The sequence below is a fragment of the Bacteroides sp. B1-V-101 genome (assembly GCF_023656585.1).
Classification (GTDB): domain Bacteria; phylum Bacteroidota; class Bacteroidia; order Bacteroidales; family Bacteroidaceae; genus Bacteroides; species Bacteroides thetaiotaomicron.
The window spans coordinates 145,270-165,098 of record NZ_JAMOKH010000010.1; the positions used below are offsets into that span (position 1 = coordinate 145,270).

Sequence of the window (19,829 nt, forward strand, 5' to 3'; positions counted from 1 at the left end):
TTTAGTTATCTATATTTAAATCTATTTCTATTGTTCTCTGTCTGGGCATGTATTCGTCTGTCACATCCGTTATACGATGTTCGGAACAGCGGTATACACTGCCGGGATATTCTTTCAGCAATTGCAGATTGTGCGTTGTCATCACTACCGACGAACCGGATTCGCAGATGTTGTGCAACAATTCAACGATGGACTTGCCTGTTTCCACATCCAGATTTCCGGTCGGCTCGTCTGCCAGGATAATAGCCGGAGAATTGAGCACGGCACGTGCGATAACGATGCGTTGCTGTTCGCCGCCGGAAAGTTCGTTGGGGAGTTTATAGCCCTTGTTGGACATTCCCACGAGGTCGAGCACTTCCTCTATTCTTTCCTGAATTTCCCGTTTGTTCTTCCAGCCAGTGGCACGAAGCACAAATTCCAGATTGTTGTAAACGGTACGGTCCGTCAGCAGCTGAAAGTCCTGAAACACAATTCCCAGCTTTCTTCTCAACTGAGGGATATGCTTGCGTTTGATTGAACGCATATTATAGCCCAGCACTTCCGCTTCGCCGTCGATTACGTCCAGTTCGCCGTAAAAGGTTTTGAGCAGGCTCGTTTTCCCCGAACCTACCTTCCCGATCAGATAGACGAACTCTCCTTTGTGCAATTCCAGATTGACATCGCTCAGTACACAGAGTTCCTGTTGATGGATTTCTACGTTTTTATATTGAATTAATGCTTCTTCCATGTACTGCTATGTCTTTCCTGCAATTCGCGTGCAAGGTCTTCGATCCGATAGCCTTTTGAAGTTAATAATACAATCATGTGATAAATCAGGTCGGCTCCTTCATAGATCAGACGTTCGTTTGTTCCATTCGTAGCTTCGATCACTGTTTCGACAGCTTCCTCACCTACTTTCTGAGCGATCTTGTTGATTCCGGATTCGAACAGGCTGGTGGTGTAAGAACCTTGGGGCATTTCTTCGTGACGTTTGTCAATGAAATCCTGCAATGCTTTCAGGAACATAACCGGTTCTTCGTTTTTCTCACCCCAGCAAGTATCTGTGCCTGTATGACAAACAGGACCTGCCGGATCTGCCTGGATCAACAGGGTATCGTTGTCACAATCCGCTTTGATAGATACCACATGAAGGAAGTTGCCGCTTTCTTCTCCTTTCGTCCAAAGACGATTTTTGGTACGGCTGAAGAAAGTTACTTTTCCGGTTTCCACCGTTTTATCATAGGCTTCCTTATTCATAAAGCCCAGCATCAAGACTTTGCGTGTCTCGTTGTCCTGTATGATAGCCGGAACAAGTCCGTTCATCTTATCGAAATCCAATTCCATCTTATATTAAGTTCTAATTACTATTTCAATTTACTATACCGTTTGTGTGAGCCCATGCCGCCTCACCCTCTGATGGTTATTCCTTCGCCGCAAAGATACGATTTTAATTCGGGAATTTTAATTTCTCCGAAATGAAAAACGCTGGCAGCCAACGCCGCATCTGCTTTTCCTACTAAAAAAGCATCACGGAAGTGTTCTTTCAGCCCTGCCCCACCCGAAGCGATCACGGGAATAGAGAGTTGATCGGCCAAGGAAGCAAGCGCTTCGTTCGCATAACCGGTCTTCACCCCATCATGGTTCATGCTCGTAAACAGGATTTCGCCTGCTCCACGCTCCTGAGCCTCTTTGGTCCATGCCAGTAATTCTTTATCGGTTTCGATACGCCCGCCGTTCAGATAACACTTCCAGCCGTTTTCTGTTTGCTTGGCATCTACTGCCAGAACACAAACCTGAGAACCGAAGTTCTTGGCAATGTCATCAATCAGCTGAGGGTTGCGAATGGCGGAAGAATTGATCGAGATCTTATCCGCTCCGGCATTCAGCAGGCGATCTACATCGCTCAATTCATTGATGCCACCGCCCACGGTAAACGGGATATTGATATTGGCAGCAATCCGCTTTACCAATTCCGTGAAAGTCTTACGTCCTTCATGACTTGCAGTAATATCCAGAAACACAAGTTCATCTGCTCCTTGTTCGCTGTAAGCCCGCCCCAGCTCTACCGGATCACCGGCCTGGCGCAAATTGACAAAGTTCGTTCCTTTTACGGTCTGTCCGTCTTTTATATCCAGACAGGGTATGATTCTTTTTGCTAACACAATTCTATCTTATTTACTATTTGACAATTTAGATTCTACTAATCCGAGAACCTGCTTCTTTATTTTTCATTATAACAGGGCGCTCCATTTTATTTTAGCACTCCTGATTATAAAAATATACGCAAATCTTTCAATGTTATATGCCCTTCGTACAATGCTTTACCGAAGATGACTCCGGGAACTCCGGCTTCATTCAAGGCGATTATGTCATCCACATTGCTCACTCCGCCACTAGCCATCAGGTAGAGATTCGGAAACTTCTCCAGCATTTCTTTATACAAATCGATAGAAGGACCTTTCAGCATTCCATCACAACTAATATCAGTGCAAATGACTTTCTGAATACCTTTATTTATATAGTCTTCGAGAAATGGGAAAAGCTCGCAGGCGCTTTCGTCTTTCCAGCCGTTTACGGCAATCTTATGTTCCTTGACATCTGCTCCGAGGATTATTTTCTCACTGCCATATACTTCCAGCCAATGACAGAACAGCTCCGGATCTTTCACGGCAACGCTTCCGCCTGTCACCATCTGAGCACCGCTTTCGAAAGCTATTTTCAAATCTTCGTCACTCTTTACTCCACCACCGAAATCTACTATTAAAGAGGTACGCGTAGCAATCTGCTCCAATACCCGATGGTTGACTACGTGGTGAGAAGCAGCTCCGTCCAGATCTACCACATGAAGCCTGCGAACCCCGTTCGCTTCAAACTCCTTGGCTACTTCCACCGGATTTTCGTTATATACCTTCTTACTATCGTAATCTCCCTGAGAAAGGCGTACACATTTCCCGTCAATAATATCAATGGCTGGAATAATTTCTATCATCTGTTTATATACAATTTGATCATTTACGATTTACTATTTTAGCTGTTCACTCCATCTTCTTATACCTGTCCTTTTCTTCTTCTCCGAAAAGCCGGAAATAGTTTATTATAAACGATGACCGAGTTTATTATAAACTATAGCGGAGTTTATTATAAACTATAGCGGAGTTTATTATAAACTGTTGCAACGTTTATTAGAGATCCAGAAAGTTCCTCAGAATCCTTTCACCTGTCTTCCCGCTTTTCTCCGGATGGAACTGGGTGGCATAAAAGTTATCTTTATGCAATGCCGCGCTGAACGGATGGATATAATCGGTTTCAGCAGCAGTGAAGTCACAAACCGGCACATAGAAACTGTGTACAAAGTAGACAAACTCTTCTTCGGTGAATCCTTCGAACAATTTGCTGTTTGTCTTACCAATCGTATTCCAGCCCATATGCGGCACTTTATCTTCATGCTTCTGCGGAACAAAACGCTTCACGTCTACATCAAAGATATTCAGGCAGTCCACCTCACCTTCTTCGGAGTGTCGGCACATCAACTGCATACCGAGGCAAATTCCGAACACAGGCTGACGCAGATTCTTGATCAGTTCGTCGAGCCCTGTTGCTTTCAGGTGATTCATGGTAGTTCCCGCCTCTCCCACTCCGGGGAAAATCACTTTATCGGCAGATTGAAGTATTTCTTTATCGGCAGTAATCACCGCTTCTACCCCCAACCGCTTCAGAGCATAGTCCACAGAACGGATATTTCCGGCATTGTATTTTACAACTGCTACTTTCATCAGCTAAATATTACTGTTTTATTTTTATAAGCCAAAATCTTACGTTCGATATGCTTTTGTACCGCACGCGAAAGAACAATCTTTTCCAGGTCCTTTCCTTTATTTACAAGATCTTCTATAGAATCCTTATGTGTAATGCGCACTACATCCTGCTCGATGATCGGGCCTGCATCCAGCTCAGTCGTCACATAATGGCTGGTCGCACCGATAATTTTCACTCCACGCTGGAATGCGGCATGATAAGGTTTCGCCCCCACAAATGCCGGTAGGAAGGAATGATGGATATTGATAATCTTATTTGGATACGCATTGATCATCTGTTCGGAAATCACTTGCATATAACGTGCCAACACGATGAATGTAATTTTATGTTTGGCAAGCAATTCCATTTCTTTGCGTTCCTGTTCTTCTTTGGTCTCCTTGGTGATGGGGAACAAATAGAAAGGAATACCGAAACGCTCTGCCACGTGCTGCAAGTCCGGATGGTTGCTTATAATAAGAGGTATCTCCACGTTCCACTCTCCTGCCGTGTAGCGAGCCAACATATCGAACAGGCAATGAGACATTTTAGAAACGAATATAGCCATACGCGGTTTCACATCCGAGAAATAAAGACGGAAATCCATTTCATACTTCTGCCCATATAGCGTTCTGAAATAATCTTCAATCTTTTCCTGCGGAACCAGAAAATCTTTCAATTCCCATTCTATACGCATGAAGAAGATGTTCTCCACATGGTCTACATACTGATCCAGATAGATAATATTTCCTTTGTTTACCGTAATAAAGTCTGTCACTTCCGCGAGGATTCCCGGTTTGTCGGGACAGTGCAATAACAGTTTGGCTGTAGTCATCATTCTTTTTACTAATTTACTATTCCGGGCGGAAATTCTTCCACCTATCTAATTTTAGTGCGCAAAAATAACGATTTATTGCAAAACTACGAATTATTCAAGCAGAAAGTTGATATAAAAACGGTGATTTCTTACAGATAGAAAGATATCCAAGACTATTTCCAAAGAAGAAGATGACAAACTTCAGGATAGTGACACTATCGCCTCCGGATAATGACACTATCCCATCGTGATAGTGTCACTATGACGACCGGATAGTGTCACCATCCTGACTGAAGAAAAAACTAATATTTTTTTTCATTATAAAAGTACTCAAAATGAGACACTAAGCTTTTTTCTTGCTTTTTATTGGAAAAAAGTTTCATCAAAACATTTGCAGATTTACAAAAAACAACTACCTTTGCACCCGCAATCGAGAGAGATGCAGATTAACAAAATGAAATTCTGGTTCGGTAGTTCAGTTGGTTAGAATACATGCCTGTCACGCATGGGGTCGCGGGTTCGAGTCCCGTCCGGACCGCTTCTTTTAAGTAAGAAGCAAAGAGAAATAAAATGAATTAGTCTTTAATATTTGGTGCGTTAGTTCAGTTGGTTAGAATACATGCCTGTCACGCATGGGGTCACGGGTTCGAGTCCCGTACGCACCGCTTCTTAAGAAAGTAAAAAAGTCTTTGATTACATTGATAATCAAAGACTTTTTTTATGCATTACACGAAACCAAGATCGCTAACAGCTACAGTCTACGACTAAGACTGACGGATATCTTAAACATTCTGTTACCCGCCATCGGACATCAGACCTATAAAGTCATATATAAAAAAGATAATAATTCACTGCATCATCTGGGTTATTCAATTTTAAATAGCACCTTTGCATACATAAAGAAAATAGAATGATATATGAAAGAAGTAATTTTTGTATTATTAAATGAGTTCGCCGACTGGGAAGGCGCATTTATAGCTGCCTGCCTGAATCAGGGTGTTATGCCCGGAAGTCCTGTTCCTTATAAAGTGAAAACCTTGTCTATAACCAAAGAGCCTGTCTCTTCAATAGGGGGATTCAGAGTATTGCCTGATTATGATTTGAAAGATATGCCGGAAGATTATGCAGGTCTGATATTAATTGGCGGCATGAGCTGGTTTTCACCAGAAGCTGAATTAATAGTCCCGCTGGTAGAAAAAGCTATCAAAGATAAGAAAGTAGTTGGCGGAATATGCAATGCTTCCGTTTTCCTTGCTATGCATGGATTTCTCAATAACGTAAAGCATACGAGTAATACAATCGATTATCTGAAACAACATGTCGGAGAGAGATATACAGGTGATTCGAACTACGTTGATCAGCAAGCTGTAAGAGATGGAAAGATCATAACCGCTAACGGAACCGGACAACTGGAATTTTGCAGGGAAATACTATATGCATTAGAAGCTGATACAGCCGAAGCAATAGAAAAAAGTTATCTGTTTTATAAAAACGGATTCTGTCCGGAGTAATAAAAGCAAGGTTAAGTTTAACAATTACCGGATAACTAACATTAGATATAAAAATAGCCTCATACCCAAATAGACAAAACATACGGAGAACATTGGGATAATAAAGTTCCATTTTTCGCTACGTTCCAATATTCCGAATCGTCAGAAGAGATTAATCTTTCCTGACGATTCTTTTCTAAACATCTTCCGCCTACATATTCCCTCTATTATAAATTAATCAGAAAGTTAACCATTTCAGGGTCATAATGGGAGAAGAACAGACTTTCTTTTTTATCGAGTCCGGCAATCTCTTCCATATCCTTTGCAGACAAGGTGAAGTCAAATACATCGAAGTTTTCTATCATGCGTTCCTTGCGAGTCGATTTCGGGATAACGATGATATCACGCTGAATAAGAAAGCGCAGAGCTACCTGTGCAACCGATTTTCCATACCGTTCTCCAATTGCTTTCAATACTTCATTAGAGAAAAAATTATTGCGTCCTTCCGCAAATGGTCCCCATGACATGACCTTCGTACCGTATTTCTTCATAATCTCCTGCGGTTTCACTTGCTGGTTGAAGACGTGTGTTTCAACTTGATTCACCGCCGGTTTAATCTCACAAAATTCCGCCAGGTCGATAAAACGATCCGGATAGAAATTGCTGACGCCAATGGCACGAGCTTTTCCGTCCTTGTAAGCCTCTTCCATGGCACGGTATGTACCATAGTAATCATTGAAAGGCTGATGAATAAGCAGCAAATCAACATAATCACTTTGGAGCTTACGCAAGGATTCGTCAATAGAAACTTTTGCTTTTTCGTATCCACCGTTCGAAATCCATACTTTCGTGGTGATAAACAGTTCTTCACGTGGTACCCCGCATTTCCTGACTGCATTCCCCACTCCATCTTCATTATAATATGCCTGTGCTGTATCAATAGAACGATAACCGACACTAATAGCATCCAGCACACAGCGCTCACACTCTTCAGGAGTCACCTGATATACACCATAGCCTAAAATCGGCATTTCAACACCGTTGTTCAATCTTATTGTTTCCATAAATATACTTTTAATTATTATATTCAATATCTATATACCTATCAATAACAAGATCGATAGTCGAATTGATCTTATTGCAGTACAAAATTAAGGAAGAAACATACATCTGACAGTAGATAAATTACGGGTTGTTCAACCATTATTACTGATTCTATTCAACAGTGAAACTTTCCGACTTAAAGTTACTGTAAAACCTTCCGGAAATCGCTGTAAATTTTAAAACACAATAATCGGGGTCTGTCACTCCTTCGGGATAGTACATCGTATCCCCTTCCTGCCATATCATCTCTTTACTGGCAGGATCGGTCAGCACTTCCATAGTACCGCGCAGCATCACCCCTCTAAAGAACCGCGTATCACAAAAGTAAATACAGGCATGATTGTTCTCACGATATTGGGCCACACGCATTGACGAAGTATTTGTAGTCAGATAAATTGTCTTTATCCCTTCCCTCTTTCGGGGTTGCAACATAGCTTTCATATTAGGAAATCCTTCACTGTCTATGGAACCGATAAAGGCCGTTTTCAGCTTATCAATCATGTTTCCTACTGTTTTTTCCGCATCTCTCATCGTTCAGTTATTTTAATTGGTTATTATCTGACGCGAAAGTAGGGATATAGAAGACAATCAGTGCAACAAAAAGAAAGGGAGAAATATCACTTTTTACGGTTTATGCGTTTTTCGATAGAGCAATGGCGTTTCTCCAGTATGTTGCCGGAAGCTACGGATAAAATAAGAGACGGTTGAGAAATGAAGTTCAAACGCAATATCCGATATAGGGAAATCTGTATAAGTAAGCAGTCTCTTCGCCTCATCCATTACTTTATTCCGGATATATTGCTTCGCACTAATCCCTTTTGTTGAGGTTACAATCTCATTCAGATAATTCGGGGTAATACAAAGTTTATCCGCGTAATATTGAACAGAATGCTGCTCTGTCAAATGGCTCTCAACCAACTTCATAAATTTGTTGATATGGATATTGCCGACCTCTTTGGATGTAGTCTCTTCTTCCATATTCACTTTCTTATATTCCCGGTCCAACAACATCAGGACTTCATAAAGTAATGCCCTTAATACATACACATCATTCTGTTTGTATGTATCAATCTCTGTTTTAATATTGCGCAATATCTGAAGGATACGCATATAAAGTTCATCCGGCAACCGTAATTTGGATGATGGCTTTCCCGACTGGAAGAATGAAAGATGCTGCACAAAGAGAGAATCCTTAAAAAGGGAAGATAAAAACTCATCTTCAAAGATCAAAGCATAACCATTGACTATGTGGCGGGTATCCCAGTTCCGAATCTCTCCCGGTTTAGAGAAAAACACATCACGGGAAGTCGCCTCGTTAGTCTGATTATCTATCGAAAACCTGCCCTCCCCTTCCGTGACAAACGTGATATCATAGTAAGTCAACGTGTGGACTGAACTCTGAGCGAGGAACTTCTTTACGTATTTCAGTTCGACGACATCTATCAAAAGTTCACTTCCATACTTATTCTTGTAGAAAGTATATCGGGGAATCAAGTTTTTCATTTCGATTACAAAAATAATATTCCTTATCAAATAATCCAAAGACTTTCCGGTTTTGAGAAGCACCGGGATAACAATAGACTATTCAACAAGGAATATCTTCAAATATAGAGAATGAGACATTTCTTATTTACAGCTTCCGGCCAGATATCCCAGACTTGTCACATCAGCCCCTAAATAATAAGTAATGTACTTCAAAGGGACTCTGTACAGAATATCGGGAATTTCTGATAATAAAGAAAGGTATCTTTCCCTGATCGTCAGTTTACGTGCATTCACACTCATTTCCTCTTTAAGGTAAAACTGATATTCCATCATCTGACGAACCAGATTGGAAAACGTGATGGACGTTGCACACAATTCCTCGATCTCATCTTCGCTGATGTAATAGGCCACACACCTTGTCAGTGTTTTGACAGAATGCTTACTTGTATTATAGCACAATATAGCATCACCTTCGGACAGGAATCTGACGGTTTTGTCCTCTCCCTGCCGGGTAGTAAATGTATGCAGGATACCGGAAACGATAATGTACAAGCTCTGCTCGGGCATTGTAGCAGAAGCAATCGTTTCTCCTTTATCCAGATACACTCTTTCCATGCGAGCCAACAGCTCTTTCACTTCCTTTTCTTCAACCTGATACTCAAAACAGAGTTTCTTCAAATAAGCTTCCATACAAATTGATTTTAGTTAATATATCCACTTAAAACACCTAATTCGACATAGCAGGCATCATGGTGCCTTTCAAATAAACTTTCTTCCGGGTATATCTTAAATACCAGATACAGATCAACAATGAAACCACTGTTGAAACAGGCGGTGCAAAGCCCATGATAAACAGGGAAGAACTGTCTATCTGACTAAACCAGTACGACAACGGAATCCGGAACAGGAAAGTCGCTATCAGACTGTGAATCATCGGGAATAATGAATTTCCCTGTCCGCTGAAGTAAGAGTTTATGCAGAACACAAAACTTACAACGATACAGTCGATACTATATCCCCGCAGATACTCCGCCGCCATTGATACCACCGCAGCATCTTTGGTAAAGAATGCGGTAAGCGTTTCCGGCAGGAATTGTGAATACACACAAACCGATACACCGAAAACAAGTGCAATTCCTATCCCCGAAGCCAGACAGCGGTTCATCCGTTGTATAAGTCCGGCTCCGTAGTTCTGTGCCGTCATCGTCGCTACTGCCGATGAGATTGCCATCGGAGGCAGCATGGCAAACACTATAATCTTCTCTACGACACCCAAAGAAGCCGATGCGATCACTCCCATCTGATTGACTATAACGGTGATGATCAGAAACGAGATATTGATCAGCGCATCCTGCAACGCAATAGGCGCTCCCAATGTCATGACTTTCTTGGCCAGGTTCCGGTTCAACCGGATATCTTTCCGGGTAAACTCAAAATGAAATCCGTGCCGATATAAGAACCAAAGAGAGATCATGAAGCTGACTCCTTGCGCCGTTATGGTGGCAACTGCCGCTCCTGTAGCTCCCAAATGGAAATATCCTACCAGTATAAAATCGAGTACAATATTAATCACACACGCCAGTGCTACAAAATAAAGCGGCGTTCTGGAGTCTCCCAATCCGCGCAAAATACCGCATACGACGTTATATCCTACTATAAACAATATCCCGGCCGAACATACAAGGATGTAACTTTTCGTATCCGCCATCGCCTCTATCGGCGTATGCATCAACTCTGCTATCCGACCATGAAAAAACACCATGACCAAAGTAAGCAACACCCCGATTATTGAAAACAACCATACGGACGAACCGATGGTGAAAGCTACTTTCTTGTCATCCTTTGCTCCGGTAGCTATGGCAATCAGAACGGTTGTTCCTGTCGTAATGCCAAGAATAATCCCCGTGATTGTCTGCATCACCTGACTACCGATGGCCACAGCCGCCACACTTGCAGAATCATCGTATTGTCCTACCACAAAAAGGTCGGCCCCGCCATAAAGTGCCTGAAGCACATTGGCAATCAGAAAAGGAACCGCAAATTGCAGTAATACTTTCGGAACACTCCCTTGTGTCAAATTTAACTCTTTCATAGTTTTTCAATACTTACTCCTCTTATCTTACTTGTTACAAAATAAAAAAGTGCCGGACAAGCTGAATGATTCACACCATTCATCTTATCCAGCACTATAATTATCTATTATAGCACCCTCCGATGAGGATTTTCTATGCCTGTCCCTATTTTTGGGGTGCAAATATGGGCTTTGTTTTCATAACTACCAAATTATAATCGATAATTATTTTTTTATGATACCATAAGGTATCAATGTGATACCAATTTCAGACCGACAATGGAGCAAATCAATGTGAAGATGAAGAAAATTCTGCCCCAACTTGCCGGCTCTTTAAAGAAAAAGATACCGATCAGCACCGTACCGGCGGCACCGATACCGGTCCATATAGCATAAGCCGTACCAACGGGCAATGCTTTGGTAACCCTTATGAGAAGGAGCATACTGACACACAGGGATATCAGCAGCCCTAATGACCACATATATTTCTCTGCTCCTACTACTCTGTTTATTTTTCCCAGACAGAAAGTAAAGACCAATTCAAGGCATCCCGCCAAAATCAAAAGAATCCAATTCATAACACTTCTTTTTTTTGATTGCAAAGGTCATGAATTTCCGGCACCCTTCATTTTACATTTGTAAAAAAGGGATTTTACAAAGTTTAAAAAATCATCTTATCTTCGCACGAATTCTGCTTAGATTGACCTGTGAGATGCCTAAATAGGAAGCTATAATACCCAATGGCACACGTTGAAGTATATCGGAATATTCGGATATCAGTTCCTGATACCTCTCCAATGAAGTTTTGAATTGCCTTGATATAAACAGCTTTTCCGATTTGATGTATTCTCTCTCGGCAAACTTCCGTCCCCAGTTGGCTATATGTATATCTTCCAGATAGAGATTGTGCAGTTTATCGACACTGAGTTCATACAGGACACTATCTTCCAAAAGTTCAATATTCTCATATCCTGCCCGATTATCATAAAGAGTTTGCAAAGGGAAGATTGCATCCCCTTCTTTCCCGAACCAGAAGGTAACCTTCTTATCCGACTGATGAGTATAGGCATGCAGCATCCCTTTCTTCATCAGATAGAACTTAGAGCTTTTATGGTTTGCCCGGAACAGATGGAAGCCTTTAGGATAGGCTACTTCGGGAGCATCGCTCAGTAAAGCCTCCTTTGAAGCATCCGGCAACTTGTAAATCGAGTCTATGATATCATTTATATCCATAAGCTGTTTTATTTCAATCGTTTTGCTACCCTTTTCAGCATAGAACGGATGATGACTTTATGAAAAGGACGAATAAAGAAGAAGTACAACCGGCCCAGTCGATTATTGAACTTTACAACGGTCGTGATTGTAAACGTCTGCCCGCCGGGCTCCTTCTCTCCACACCATAATGAAGCATGAAACGTCAGGTGTTTATCGGGCATACCGAAAACAATCTCCTGTGCATTCTGCTCACATATCGTATCGGCAAAGCGCATACCAACTTCCAGACCTAACGGTTTGACTATCGTATTCCTTAACTTCATCAGCCCATTCACCCACGCCGGAGAGTGGTTAAAAGCCATATCAAAGAACTCGTCGGAAGTGATTGCTTTTTCACTGACCACATTCCTTGAAAAAGAATCGCAATAATCTGCCGGAAGATAGCCGGCTATCAAACTGTCCTGGGGTATATTCTGCTCTTTCATCATCTTCAGCCATACCTTAATAGTATGGTTTGCCAAAAGTAGTCACTTTAGATAGACAAACAATGACTTTGCCCGATTTTCTGCTATTATCTCCTGCCCGTCCGACAGATATTACTATTACTTATTCACAAACTGAAGGTCATAAATGAATATATACAGCAAGGGCTGCCCTTTTACGGAGCAGCCCTCACCATTCTATTTACATCTCTTGTTTTTAGTCTTCAATCGTACATATACTTACACGATTCCAATCCGGTTCGGTAAACATGTCACCTACGCCCTGACCTTCGGCAGTGATACGAGAAGCATTGATCTTGTATTTATTGACCAGAATAGTCTTTACGGCTTCCGCACGTGCAGCGGCAATTCTTGCATTGACTTCAGCACTACCTTCCGGAGAAGCATACCCCTTAATGACTACTTTTGCATCAGCATATTTCTTCATATAAGAAGCTACGCGTTCCACATTCGGCAACTGTGAAGCGTCAACCGATGATTTACCCTGTCTGAAAGTAATGATAGATTCAGGAACACGGGCAGTTTTCACTACAGTCTCCACCGGAACGACCTTGGTACGACATTCTTCCAGTTCTTGCTGCAACCCGCTGATTCTCTGATTAGCACTGTTGAGTTCACCGTCCTTATTGTTCACCTGTCCGCGGAGGGCATTGATAGAAGCATTCAGATCGTCGATTTCTCCCTGGTTGTAAACTCTTACTTTAGTGAAGTAACGGTTTCCTGTACTGCTCTTGAAGTGGTAAGTCAGTCCGGCAGTCAGTTCAAATGCTGCATTATTAGCATTGAAACGGCTTTTTGCCTGGTTGAAATCCCCTTGCATATCATATACGATGGCAGGTTTCAGTCCCAACGTCCAGGCCTTGCTTTCGCCTAGATTAAAGTTCAGATTCAATCCGAAACGAGTTGACCATGAGTTTTGGTCGCCATCACCATTCACATAATAATGTAGCCAGCCTGCTCCAGCTACAGCTTCTACCTCAAACAAACGAGGAGTGCCATTATAACCTGCAAATAAGTTCATCAAGTTTACTTTACCCAACAGACTAATGTCTGAAGCATCAAAAGCCGTTTTACTTGAAGTAGTATTAATATATCCCATTCCCTGCAATCCTAAACCAAAAATAGGAGTCAATTGTTTTGAAACCCCAATTCCAAATCCGGGGCGTGCATTCTTAAAGAAAGCACTGTGAGTAAGAGGAGTGATTGCACCGGCATTTACCTCTACAGACCAATTATCTGTAAGTTTTGTACCTTCTACAACGGATTGAGCATTTGCTGTAAATGCACCCAATACCATAGCTAATAAAATAATAGATTTCTTCATAATCATACGTTTTAAATTGTAATGTTCCATTTGCTAAATCATTAGAAATGTTTTATCTGCTCATGCCTAATTTTTTAGTTTATAATTTATTTTGTTATTCACTTTAAACAACATACTATATCAAATATTAGTTCACGACCATCTATCTGAATTAACAACTATTTGATATTTAAAAGTCTCATAGAACCTATGATCAACAACAGCATCTCCATTCGAACAAATAATTAAATCCATTCGTTAAGACAATAAAAACAAGAAAAATGAATACCTTATCTACAAGTAAACAAAAACTATCCTTAGCCTTTAAAATAATAAAAGATACGGTTCAAGGATTTGTTGATGACAATGTAATGAGACTGAGTGCATCTTTGGCATACGCTACCCTATTTTCTATCATTCCATTATTTTCTCTATTAATTACTATTGGAGTCTTTCTTCAGATTGATCTAACTGATCAATTATATACCCAGATAGAACCAGTCGTAGGTCCAAAAGTTGTCGAGGCGCTCCGATCCATCATCGAGAACGCGACAGAAGCAGACGTATCTTCTTTTGCAACAATTATTAGCGTTGGAGTTACTATATTTAGTGCAACTACTGTCTTTGCAGAAATTCAGAGTTCACTGAATACTATTTGGGGCATAAAGGCAGTCCCCCGGAAAAGTTGGCTTAAATATATTAAAAACCGATTACTCTCTTTTTCTGTTATCCTCGTATTTGCTTTCATTTTATTGATCACATTTACCATTACTAACCTTATCACAGATTTGAGTAACAGATATATTGCCAACAATCCGGATGTAGCCGAATCATTAGTAAAAGTTATAGGCATATTTGTTAACATAGTAGTAACAACTATCATATTCACACTAATCTTTAAAATACTACCCGATGCAAAGATTAAAAGTAAAGACGTATTTATCGGAGCACTCGTAACTACTGTACTATTATTGGCAGGTCAGTGGGGAATATCGTTCTATATAGCTATTGCAAACATTGAAACAGTTTACGGAGCTGCGGCATTCATGGCTATTTTCATCATATGGATTTACTACTCTGCCATTATCATATATACAGGTGCAGAATTTACCAAGGCTTGGGCAAATGAGCTGGGAGGAAAGATTTTCCCTGACGAATATGCGGTGGCAACTAAAATAATAGAGATACACGAAGAAAAGAAATCGCTTACATAGGGTGGGTAGTGTCACTAAGTTCCGGTAACCGAATACAGCCGGACTTAGTGACAAACGATTAATCAGCTACTTACCTCCGGGCATCGGCAGAAAGTGTATAGATTTCACTTTTTATATCATTTTCTCTTCTATGCTGTTTAGCACGCACCATTTTCCGTAATTTCTTTGTTTTAGATTCTGGCGAGAGATGATAAATAAGAGCTCCTATTGCTGAACCTAGTGTCAGCCTGATCCATAAATTAAAACTACCGGTTTTCATAATTAATTGTGTTAACGGTTAAACATATAAAATAATGTCGTTTCCACTCTCTCTGATTGTTTATGACAAAAAGGGGAGAACAGCTATCATTTACACCGTCCTCCCACTTTTGAACAACAAACACCTAGCTATTTTTTTGCTTTATCCGAGAAAGTATGAACTTTGTTTCTTACATCATCTGCTTTTTCTGCTATATGAAAGGTTCCGTCCGCTACCTTATCGGCCACTTCAACCCCAGCATCCAATACTTTATCATTCACCGTATCAATCATGTTTATGCCTTCACCAGTTACTTTCTGAAAGGCATGATTTACTTTTTCTTTCATCTTCTTGCCCTTAGGAGAACACCAAAAATGATAAACAAGCGCTCCAACTACCGAGCCTACTCCCAGCCCAATAATTAAATTAGATTTTCCTCTTTCCATAATCAAGTTTTAGTTTAAATTATTAATAAATCAAAGTTCTTCACCCTTCGTTCGGATGCCTTCTGAATAAAGATACAATCCATAAAAGCAATACTGCACCTACAACCGAAGTAATAAGACTACCCAAAATGCCACCAGTAGCAATACCCAGCAGTCCGAATACCCAGCCTCCCAAGAGACCACCAATGATACCTACAAGAAGGTTAATCAGGAGACCGAAACCTCCTCCTCTCATAATCTTCCCGGCTATAAAACCGGAAACGATTCCAATAATAATGTACCAAATTACACTCATAATGTTTAAAATTTAGGTTTATATTTACATTTCAAAAAAGGTTCATATTTTTCTCAAACCAAAACTGCATTTTCTATTTAGTTTATAAACCAAAGAACAAGCTATCCAAACATCTCGCTAATTTAGATCCTGTTTTTCATTCAACTATTAATAATGTCATTCATTTAAAAATAAACACCATTCAGTATCATTTAGTTCTATTTTAGCACTTGCGTTTAACACATATTTCGTTTTATATCACACTTTCATAACTTTCAGAATATGATCCAACTAAATTATTACGATTTTAAGAATGATTATATTCTTCTGACAAACTTCTATTACAAGCAAGATGTTTTACTAAATATAAGACTTTTAAAATATATAAATATGGAAAATAATGACAATCTATTTCTTCTTAATCATCCTGACTATGATGATATACACAGAATGTGTTCGAATGCATATACTAAAGGGCGTATGGTAGAAAGGTCACTCGCTATTGAAGCATACAGATTACGTTGTAGTAATCTGTTTGGCAACAGATGTATGAGTCGGACAATCTTCGGAGCCCTTTCCAAAAAAACATGTGATGGGAATTGCTGGTATTTAAACCAATTCAAGTTGGAGCTATACAAACTGGAAACCTAAATAAAAAGAGTTCTCTCTGTATCTTTTTTCACATTCTCGATACGGTTGTTAACCTTGTCTTGAGTATTTTATCCCCGCAAGATGTCATTACCAAGGTAATAGCACATGCCATCACCCATGCTATAAATAATAATTATCTTATATATTCCCGATTAAATTGTTATATTTAGGTAAGAACTTAAATTCCCGGTAAAAGATATCTTCGAATTCTTCGACCGGGAATAATATAAAAGATTCATTTAAGAAATGGTAATCTTATTTCTTATCCGACTTTTTACCAAAAGATGTAGATTTCTGGTAGTCACACCATGTCAAATCCTTATCAGGAGTTGCCGACAGAACCTGGCTGCTACGTTCTTTCGCTAGCTTTTGGTCCATTGCACGTACTTGCTTTTCGGTACGCTCGGTACCTTCTGGCTTTCTGTCCACCAATCCATTCGTATTTCTTACTTCTTGCAATGGATCATCAATATATTGCCATTCTTCTTTCAGTCTCGTGCTCTCACCTTCGTTCCAAGGACCACGGGAATCTCCACCCTTTGACAAGTTAAAATAAAGATTACTATATTTAGGTGAAGTTTGTAAAGTACCGGGAGGGAAGTTGGGCTGGATAGTTGACAGTGCAGCTTCAAACTGTTGAAAATGAGTAATCTCACGAGTCATAAGGAATGTAAGGGTTTCTTTGACAAATGGATCCTCTGTAAACGAAAGCAGATTTTCATATCCTATTTTGGCACGACACTCATTAGCCATATTAGACTGAAGGTCCACCGTCAATTCCGCATTGGCAGATACATATGTAGCACACCAAGGATTCCCGTTACTATCTGTCAGCATAGGACTGCCGGGAGCAACAACTACACATTGGGGATTGGTAAATGCCTGATGGATATATTCCTCTTTTGCAGATTTACCTTCCATTAATTTGCTAATCTCCATCGTTTCAACAGCATCCTTCATTTTACCGTTTACCGGACCGAGAAGCATTTGTATGGTAGCTCCTACTATTTCGAGATGCGTCAATTCTTCCGTAGCGATATCCATAAGCATATCATACTTATCAGGAAACGGATTATGACAACTAAAAGCCTGTACAAAATACTGCATGGCTGAGGTTAATTCACCGTTAGCACCGCCGAATGCTTCGAGCAATATACGGGCAAAACGCGGATCCGGTTTGGATACGCGGGCATTGAATTGCAAATCTTTTACATGATAAAACATAATTGATTCATTTTAAAGTTAATAATTCAGGTTGGTTGAGATGTACATCTATATTTTAATAGGCCGGACAGCACCAAAAAGCTGTCCGGCACACATCAAGAATCAAAATTTATAACCATAACCCAACATGATGACGACATTATCATCGTTGGCAAACATGAATTTCGCCTCTGCATTTAAATAACTACGTTCTGATAAAGGTAACGTAATACCGCCTCCGAGATTGAAAGCAAACTTTGTAGTATTGCTTCTATCTAATTCGGTAGTCACACCGTCAACTTCCACTTTCTGTTTTCCATAGAAATTATTCTGCATGCCTATTCCCGCAAGCGGATAGACAGAGAATCCTTGCCCGTCTTTACTGAAATTGAAGACATAATGAAAGTTTACATTTACATCCAATCCCGTCACTTTATCTTTCGGAAAGAAAAATGTGAGATCAGGCGCAATCCGAAGATTGTCAGCTATCACATAACGTCCCTGTGCCTGCAAACCGAACCTTTCATAATTGGTTTGATATCCAAGACTTCCCATCAACGAACCTTCTCCCTTTTTTGTCTGGGCATTCATTCCTAAAGCTGCAAGTGCAACCATTACTGATAATAATAACTTTTTCATAATTCAGGTATTAAGTTAATAATCTATTTAATTGAAAAGAGAACTTCTAAGTCATTAATCTTCGATAGTACAGATACTTACACGATTCCAATCCGGTTCAGTGAACATATCGCCTACTCCTTGGCCTTCGGCCGTTATGCGGTCTATATTAATCTTATATTTCTTGACTAAAATATTCTTCACAGCCTCGGCACGCGCTTTTGCTATTCTATCATTTACTTCTATACTACCTTCTGGAGAAGCATATCCTTTGATAACGACTCTTGTATCAGGATGTTTCTTCATATAAGAAGCTACACGTTCCACATTCGGAAGTTGCGAAGCATCTACCACCGAGCGGCCTTGTCTAAAGGTAATGATAGATTCCGGAACCCTGCTTGTCTTTACCACAGCAGCGGGAACAGTCTTTGTGCGGCAATCTTCCAGATCACGCTGCAATCCACTGATTCTTTGGACAGCATTATTCAGTTCACTGTTTTTATTATTCACTTCACCGCGTAGGGCATTGATAGAAGAATTCAGATCATCAATTTCTGCCTGATTATAAACTTTCACTTTGGTGAAGTAATGGTTTCCGTTACTTGTTTTGAAATGATAAGTCAGCCCGGCTGTTATTTCAAAAGCCGCACTATTGACATTAAAACGGCTTTTTGCTCTATTAAAATCACCTTGCATATCGTACACGATAGCTGGTTGAAGTCCAAGGGTCCAGGCCTTACTTTCTCCAAGGTCAAAATTAAAATTCATTCCAAAACGGGTGGACCAAGAATTCTGGTCTCCATCGCTGCTTGCATAATAATGTAACCAACCCATTCCGGCCACAGCTTCTATTTCAAAGACACGCGGAGTACCCAAATAGCTTCCAAACAAATTCATCAGATTGACCTTTCCCAATAAACTTACATCAGAAACATCAAAAGCTGTCTTACTCCGGGTAGTATTAACATACCCCATACCTTGAAATCCCAAACCGAAATTAGGTGTTAACTGTTTAGAGAACCCTACTCCAAAAGCAGGGCGCATACTCTTGAAAAAAGCACTGTGAGTGAGAGGTGTAATCGCACCAGCATTGATTCCTACAGACCAGTTATCTGTAAATTTAGTACTTTCTACCACCGATTGAGCATTTGCAGTAAATATACCTAATGCACAAGCTAATAAAATAATAGTTCTTTTCATAATTAAAATATTTATGTGAAGTTTTGTTTGCTATTCACTCAAAAAAAACATATCCTATAAAAAAATAGTTCGTAGTTTTAGTTTTGCATTAACATCTATTTTACAGTCTTAAAATCTAAAAAACAGCACATATATGAAATAACGACCATCTAACTTGTTTCTTATGCAAAATATGCAAGAAAGCCTAATGATAGATACAGAAAACGGCAGGATTTTTATTTTAGAA

At 40.2% G+C, this 19,829-nt stretch carries 23 protein-coding genes and 2 tRNA genes; 4 read left to right on the forward strand and 21 right to left on the reverse strand.

Features of this window, described 5'->3' with window-relative positions:
• Position 1: 1 nt before the first annotated feature.
• The 6 genes from NBH01_RS10160 to purU form a co-directional block, all read right to left on the reverse strand.
• Positions 2-727 (reverse strand): cell division ATP-binding protein FtsE, encoded by a 726-nt coding sequence (locus NBH01_RS10160; RefSeq protein WP_008762400.1) that lies wholly within the window; start codon positions 725-727, stop codon positions 2-4.
• A complete protein-coding gene (gene hisIE / locus NBH01_RS10165; RefSeq protein WP_008762399.1) occupies positions 712-1,323 on the reverse strand; it encodes a bifunctional phosphoribosyl-AMP cyclohydrolase/phosphoribosyl-ATP diphosphatase HisIE in 612 nt (203 codons plus the stop codon). Before hisIE ends, NBH01_RS10160 begins: the two co-directional genes overlap by 16 nt.
• A gap of 62 nt (positions 1,324-1,385) precedes the next feature.
• A complete protein-coding gene (gene hisF, locus NBH01_RS10170; protein WP_008762398.1) occupies positions 1,386-2,141 on the reverse strand; it encodes an imidazole glycerol phosphate synthase subunit HisF in 756 nt (251 codons plus the stop codon).
• 107 nt (positions 2,142-2,248) lie between these two features.
• Positions 2,249-2,968, reverse strand: coding sequence for a 1-(5-phosphoribosyl)-5-[(5-phosphoribosylamino)methylideneamino]imidazole-4-carboxamide isomerase (gene hisA, locus NBH01_RS10175; protein WP_008764911.1), 720 nt, complete (start codon positions 2,966-2,968; stop codon positions 2,249-2,251).
• Between the two features lie 193 nt (positions 2,969-3,161).
• Complete coding sequence (gene hisH, locus NBH01_RS10180; protein WP_016267206.1) at positions 3,162-3,752, reverse strand: imidazole glycerol phosphate synthase subunit HisH; 591 nt, start codon at positions 3,750-3,752, stop codon at positions 3,162-3,164.
• The gene (gene purU, locus NBH01_RS10185) at positions 3,752-4,609 is read right to left on the reverse strand and encodes a formyltetrahydrofolate deformylase (RefSeq protein ID WP_008762395.1); all 858 of its coding nucleotides are present in this window, start codon (positions 4,607-4,609) and stop codon (positions 3,752-3,754) included. Before purU ends, hisH begins: the two co-directional genes overlap by 1 nt.
• A 443-nt stretch (positions 4,610-5,052) precedes the next feature.
• Between purU and NBH01_RS10190 the strand changes: the two genes are divergently transcribed.
• From NBH01_RS10190 to NBH01_RS10200, 3 genes are all read left to right on the forward strand, one after another.
• Positions 5,053-5,126 (forward strand) — tRNA-Asp (locus NBH01_RS10190).
• Positions 5,127-5,179: 53 nt separating this feature from the next.
• Positions 5,180-5,253 (forward strand) — tRNA-Asp (locus NBH01_RS10195).
• 252 nt (positions 5,254-5,505) lie between these two features.
• Positions 5,506-6,099, forward strand: coding sequence for a type 1 glutamine amidotransferase family protein (locus NBH01_RS10200; protein ID WP_008764908.1), 594 nt, complete (start codon positions 5,506-5,508; stop codon positions 6,097-6,099).
• 206 nt (positions 6,100-6,305) lie between these two features.
• Here NBH01_RS10200 and NBH01_RS10205 read toward each other — a convergent pair whose 3' ends face one another.
• From NBH01_RS10205 to NBH01_RS10245, 9 genes are all read right to left on the reverse strand, one after another.
• On the reverse strand, positions 6,306-7,142 hold the full coding sequence (locus NBH01_RS10205) for an aldo/keto reductase (RefSeq protein ID WP_055299428.1): 837 nt from the start codon (positions 7,140-7,142) through the stop codon (positions 6,306-6,308).
• 151 nt (positions 7,143-7,293) lie between these two features.
• Positions 7,294-7,713, reverse strand: a complete 420-nt coding sequence (locus NBH01_RS10210; RefSeq protein ID WP_048697730.1) for a pyridoxamine 5'-phosphate oxidase family protein — start codon at positions 7,711-7,713, stop codon at positions 7,294-7,296.
• Between the two features lie 93 nt (positions 7,714-7,806).
• Positions 7,807-8,685 carry an AraC family transcriptional regulator gene (locus NBH01_RS10215; protein ID WP_055299503.1) on the reverse strand — a complete coding sequence of 293 codons (879 nt, stop codon included), beginning with the start codon at positions 8,683-8,685 and terminating at the stop codon, positions 7,807-7,809.
• 123 nt (positions 8,686-8,808) lie between these two features.
• Positions 8,809-9,357, reverse strand: coding sequence for a Crp/Fnr family transcriptional regulator (locus NBH01_RS10220; RefSeq protein ID WP_055299426.1), 549 nt, complete (start codon positions 9,355-9,357; stop codon positions 8,809-8,811).
• A 37-nt stretch (positions 9,358-9,394) separates the two neighbouring features.
• Positions 9,395-10,759 carry an MATE family efflux transporter gene (locus NBH01_RS10225; RefSeq protein ID WP_055299424.1) on the reverse strand — a complete coding sequence of 455 codons (1,365 nt, stop codon included), beginning with the start codon at positions 10,757-10,759 and terminating at the stop codon, positions 9,395-9,397.
• 230 nt (positions 10,760-10,989) lie between these two features.
• The gene (locus NBH01_RS10230) at positions 10,990-11,316 is read right to left on the reverse strand and encodes a DMT family transporter (protein ID WP_016267201.1); all 327 of its coding nucleotides are present in this window, start codon (positions 11,314-11,316) and stop codon (positions 10,990-10,992) included.
• 91 nt (positions 11,317-11,407) lie between these two features.
• Complete coding sequence (locus NBH01_RS10235; protein WP_008762388.1) at positions 11,408-11,971, reverse strand: Crp/Fnr family transcriptional regulator; 564 nt, start codon at positions 11,969-11,971, stop codon at positions 11,408-11,410.
• Positions 11,972-11,979: 8 nt separating this feature from the next.
• Positions 11,980-12,441 carry a DUF2867 domain-containing protein gene (locus NBH01_RS10240; protein ID WP_080979907.1) on the reverse strand — a complete coding sequence of 154 codons (462 nt, stop codon included), beginning with the start codon at positions 12,439-12,441 and terminating at the stop codon, positions 11,980-11,982.
• A gap of 211 nt (positions 12,442-12,652) precedes the next feature.
• Complete coding sequence (locus tag NBH01_RS10245) at positions 12,653-13,786, reverse strand: OmpA family protein (RefSeq protein ID WP_172685142.1); 1,134 nt, start codon at positions 13,784-13,786, stop codon at positions 12,653-12,655.
• Between the two features lie 254 nt (positions 13,787-14,040).
• Between NBH01_RS10245 and NBH01_RS10250 the strand changes: the two genes are divergently transcribed.
• On the forward strand, positions 14,041-14,973 hold the full coding sequence (locus tag NBH01_RS10250) for a YihY/virulence factor BrkB family protein (protein ID WP_008762385.1): 933 nt from the start codon (positions 14,041-14,043) through the stop codon (positions 14,971-14,973).
• 70 nt (positions 14,974-15,043) lie between these two features.
• Here NBH01_RS10250 and NBH01_RS10255 read toward each other — a convergent pair whose 3' ends face one another.
• The 6 genes from NBH01_RS10255 to NBH01_RS10280 all read right to left on the reverse strand — a co-directional run bounded on the left by NBH01_RS10255 (position 15,044) and on the right by NBH01_RS10280 (position 19,603).
• On the reverse strand, positions 15,044-15,232 hold the full coding sequence (locus NBH01_RS10255; protein WP_008762384.1) for a hypothetical protein: 189 nt from the start codon (positions 15,230-15,232) through the stop codon (positions 15,044-15,046).
• Between the two features lie 128 nt (positions 15,233-15,360).
• The gene (locus tag NBH01_RS10260; RefSeq protein ID WP_022469990.1) at positions 15,361-15,657 is read right to left on the reverse strand and encodes a YtxH domain-containing protein; all 297 of its coding nucleotides are present in this window, start codon (positions 15,655-15,657) and stop codon (positions 15,361-15,363) included.
• Between the two features lie 40 nt (positions 15,658-15,697).
• On the reverse strand, positions 15,698-15,952 hold the full coding sequence (locus NBH01_RS10265; protein WP_008762382.1) for a GlsB/YeaQ/YmgE family stress response membrane protein: 255 nt from the start codon (positions 15,950-15,952) through the stop codon (positions 15,698-15,700).
• 885 nt (positions 15,953-16,837) lie between these two features.
• Positions 16,838-17,806 (reverse strand): manganese catalase family protein, encoded by a 969-nt coding sequence (locus NBH01_RS10270; protein WP_008762380.1) that lies wholly within the window; start codon positions 17,804-17,806, stop codon positions 16,838-16,840.
• A gap of 102 nt (positions 17,807-17,908) precedes the next feature.
• Positions 17,909-18,424, reverse strand: a complete 516-nt coding sequence (locus NBH01_RS10275; RefSeq protein WP_008762379.1) for an outer membrane beta-barrel protein — start codon at positions 18,422-18,424, stop codon at positions 17,909-17,911.
• Between the two features lie 54 nt (positions 18,425-18,478).
• Positions 18,479-19,603 carry an OmpA family protein gene (locus tag NBH01_RS10280; RefSeq protein WP_250700084.1) on the reverse strand — a complete coding sequence of 375 codons (1,125 nt, stop codon included), beginning with the start codon at positions 19,601-19,603 and terminating at the stop codon, positions 18,479-18,481.
• Between the last annotated feature and the right edge of the window lie 226 nt (positions 19,604-19,829).